The organism is Acidovorax delafieldii 2AN (assembly GCF_000175235.1).
GTDB lineage: Bacteria > Pseudomonadota > Gammaproteobacteria > Burkholderiales > Burkholderiaceae_C > Acidovorax > Acidovorax delafieldii_B.
Window position 1 is genome coordinate 1 of record NZ_ACQT01000354.1, and the last position, 3,007, is coordinate 3,007.

The following is a 3,007-nucleotide window of genomic DNA, read 5'->3' on the forward strand; positions in this document are numbered from 1 at the left end:
TGCGGCGCTGCGGGTCGATCAGGCCCGCCGTCAGATCGCCGCTGCCCACGTCTTCTTCGAGGGCGCGGGCTACGTCTGCGCGGGCCAGGGCTGCCACGGTTTCATCTCTGGAGTCGTCAGTCGAATAAGTCATGGCCGGGAGCATAGCGGCATTGACATGGCATAGACTCGCGGCACTTTTTGCCCATGGGACCTTCATGACCGATCCTGCCCAGCTCCCGGCCACCCCCCACGCAACGCTCCACGCCACACCCTATGGCACGCTGCCGCCCGCCTCGCCCCTGCCCGAGCGCAGGCCCGTCAGCCTTCCGCGCCTGGCGCAGATGCGGGAAGCCGGCGAGAAGATCACCATGCTCACGGCCTACGACGCCACCTTTGCCGCCGTGGCCGATGCGGCCGGTGTGGAGTGCATCCTGGTGGGCGATTCGCTGGGCATGGTGTGCCAGGGCCTGCCCAGCACCGTGGGCGTGTCGCTCGACACCATGGCCTACCACACGGCCAGCGTGGCGCGCGGCCTGCACCGCGTGCAGGGCACGGCTTGGCTGGTGGCCGACCTGCCCTACGGCACCTACGCCGAAAGCCGCGAACAGGCCTTGCGCAGCGCCTGCACGCTGATGCAGGCGGGGGCGCACATGGTCAAGCTCGAAGGCGGCGGCTGGACGGCGCCCACGGTGGAGTTTCTGGTGCAGCGCGGCGTGCCCGTGTGCGCCCACCTGGGCCTCACGCCGCAGACGGTGCATGCCCTGGGCGGCTACCGCGTGCAGGGCAAGACCGACGACGCGGCACGCACGCTGCGCAAGGAAGCCCTCGAGTTGCAGGACGCCGGCGCCAGCATGCTGGTGCTGGAGATGGTGCCCGCCACTCTGGCCACCGAGATCACCGCCGAACTGCCGCACTGCCACACCATCGGCATCGGCGCGGGCAACGGCACCGCCGGACAGGTGCTGGTGCTGCACGACATGCTGGGCATGAACCTGGGCAAGATGCCCAAGTTCGTGCACAACTTCATGCAAGAGGCTGGCAGCGTGCGCGGCGCGATGCAGGCGTATGTCCAGGCCGTCAAGCAGGGCCGCTTTCCCGACAACGCGCTGCACGCCTGGTAGTTGCACGCAAGCGCCCGGCGGGCCCCCGCGCTTCGGGGCCGCCGGCTGCGCCAAGCCTTGGCGCATGCACCTGAGGGACAATCCGCACCGCGCCAGGTCGCCTACTTTCACATTTCGCCATGCTCATCGCCCGCTCCATTCCTGAACTGCGCGCCGCCCTCGCCGGCCGCCGCCCCGCCTTCGTGCCCACCATGGGCAACCTGCACGAGGGGCACCTGTCGCTGGTGCGCCAGGCCCGGCCGCTGGGCGACACCACCGTGGTCAGCATCTTCGTGAACCGCCTGCAGTTTCTGCCCCACGAAGACTTCGACAGTTACCCCCGCACCTGGGACGCCGACCGCGCCAAGCTGCAGGCAGCCGGCTGCGATGTGCTGTTCGCCCCGCGCGAGACCGACCTCTACCCCGAGCCACAGACCTTCAAGGTGCACCCCGACCCGCACCTGGCCGACCTGCTTGAAGGCCAGTTCCGGCCCGGCTTCTTCACCGGGGTTGCCACCGTGGTGATGAAGCTGTTCAGCTGCGTCTTTGGCGCGAACGGCGGCGGCACGGCGGTGTTTGGCCGCAAGGATTACCAGCAGCTCATGGTGATCCGCCAGATGGTGCGGCAGTTCGCGCTGCCCGTCGACGTGGTGGCGGGCGACACCAGTCGCGCCCCCGACGGCCTGGCCCTGAGCTCGCGCAATGGCTACCTGAATCCGCAGGAACGCCAGGAGGCCGTGGCCCTGTCCCACACCCTGCGCAGCCTGGCCGACCGCTGGGCCCCGGCCGTGGCAGCGGGCACGCTGCGCGGCGCCGACCTGGAGCAACAGGCCATGGACACGCTGCGCGCCCGCGGCTGGCTGCCGGACTACCTGACGGTACGCCGGCGCGCCGACCTGCAGCCCGCTACCGCGCAGGATGCACCCGGCAGCCTGGTGGCACTGGGAGCCGCGCGCCTGGGTGCCACGCGGCTGATCGACAACCTGGAATTCTGAGTCGGCAGCTAAGGTTGGACACCAAACCAGCCGCACGCCGAATACGGAAAAGCGCCGTCAGCTACTTTTTTTATAGTGATCCGATTTCCAAAAGCCCGCTGCAGGCAATGCGACGGAGGGCGGCACCAGTGCAGCCAACCGCCGAACCATGGGGACTGATGGTGCAGCCATGTGGGGGGCCGGCCTGGCATGCCGAGGCACCAAAGCAGTTAAGCAGTTAAGCAGTTAAGCAGTTAAGCAGTTAAGCAGCGAAGCCGAAGCGGTTGAGCGGTTGAGCGGTTGAGCGGTTGAGCGCTATTGAATACATAGCGCGACACGACCGCCGCAAAAGCACCACAGACCGATTTCACGCTGCACTCGCCATTTCCCTGAACTTTTCCCCCAGCGCCTGGGCCTCCAGCCGCAGGGCGTGGAGCATGGGCACCACCTCGGGCAGCGTCGCCCGAAAGAGGGGCCGCACCATGCTCACGCTGAACGGCACCGAGAACGCCAGCCGCCGCAGCACCAGCGCGCCACCACTGCCCTGCACGGCTGCCAGCGCTGTCAGGGGGTTGACGACGGCCACGCCCAGCCCCTGCTGCACCATGGCACACACGGCCGCAGCACTGTGGGTTTCCACGCGCAACGCGCGCTGCACGCCGGCCTGCGCAAACAATGCGTCGATCTGCCGCCGGTAGGGGTCGTCGACCGACAGGCTCACAAACGGCAGGCCGGCGAAGTCGCCCAGGCCCAGCACCGGCCGCTTGGCCAGGGTGTGCCCCGACGGTAGCACGGCCACCTCGTCGAGCGTGAGCAGGACCTCGGCCTGCGTGCCAGGCGGCGTGGCCGTTTGCTCGCCCAGGCCCAGGTCGAAGCGCTGGGCGCTCATCCATTCCTCCAGCAGGGGCGACTCCTGCGGGGTGACCGAAAGCCGGGCATGGGGCGAAGCCT

Annotated in this window: 3 protein-coding genes and 1 pseudogene; 2 read left to right on the forward strand and 2 right to left on the reverse strand. The window is 68.7% G+C overall.

The window, feature by feature from the left end; translation table 11 throughout:
- Positions 1 to 145, reverse strand: a pseudogene (locus tag ACDELDRAFT_RS24725) (nicotinate-nucleotide diphosphorylase (carboxylating)); the annotation flags it as partial.
- Positions 146 to 197: 52 nt separating this feature from the next.
- Here ACDELDRAFT_RS24725 and panB point away from each other — a divergent pair.
- Entirely contained in the window at positions 198 to 1,103 is a 906-nt protein-coding gene (panB, locus tag ACDELDRAFT_RS20860; protein ID WP_005800084.1) for a 3-methyl-2-oxobutanoate hydroxymethyltransferase, read from the forward strand.
- Positions 1,104 to 1,222: 119 nt separating this feature from the next.
- Positions 1,223 to 2,077 carry a pantoate--beta-alanine ligase gene (gene panC / locus ACDELDRAFT_RS20865; RefSeq protein WP_005800085.1) on the forward strand — a complete coding sequence of 285 codons (855 nt, stop codon included), beginning with the start codon at positions 1,223 to 1,225 and terminating at the stop codon, positions 2,075 to 2,077.
- A gap of 346 nt (positions 2,078 to 2,423) precedes the next feature.
- Here panC and ACDELDRAFT_RS20870 read toward each other — a convergent pair.
- Positions 2,424 to 3,007: LysR substrate-binding domain-containing protein (locus ACDELDRAFT_RS20870; protein ID WP_040330276.1), on the reverse strand; the 584-nt coding region annotated here is incomplete at its 5' end.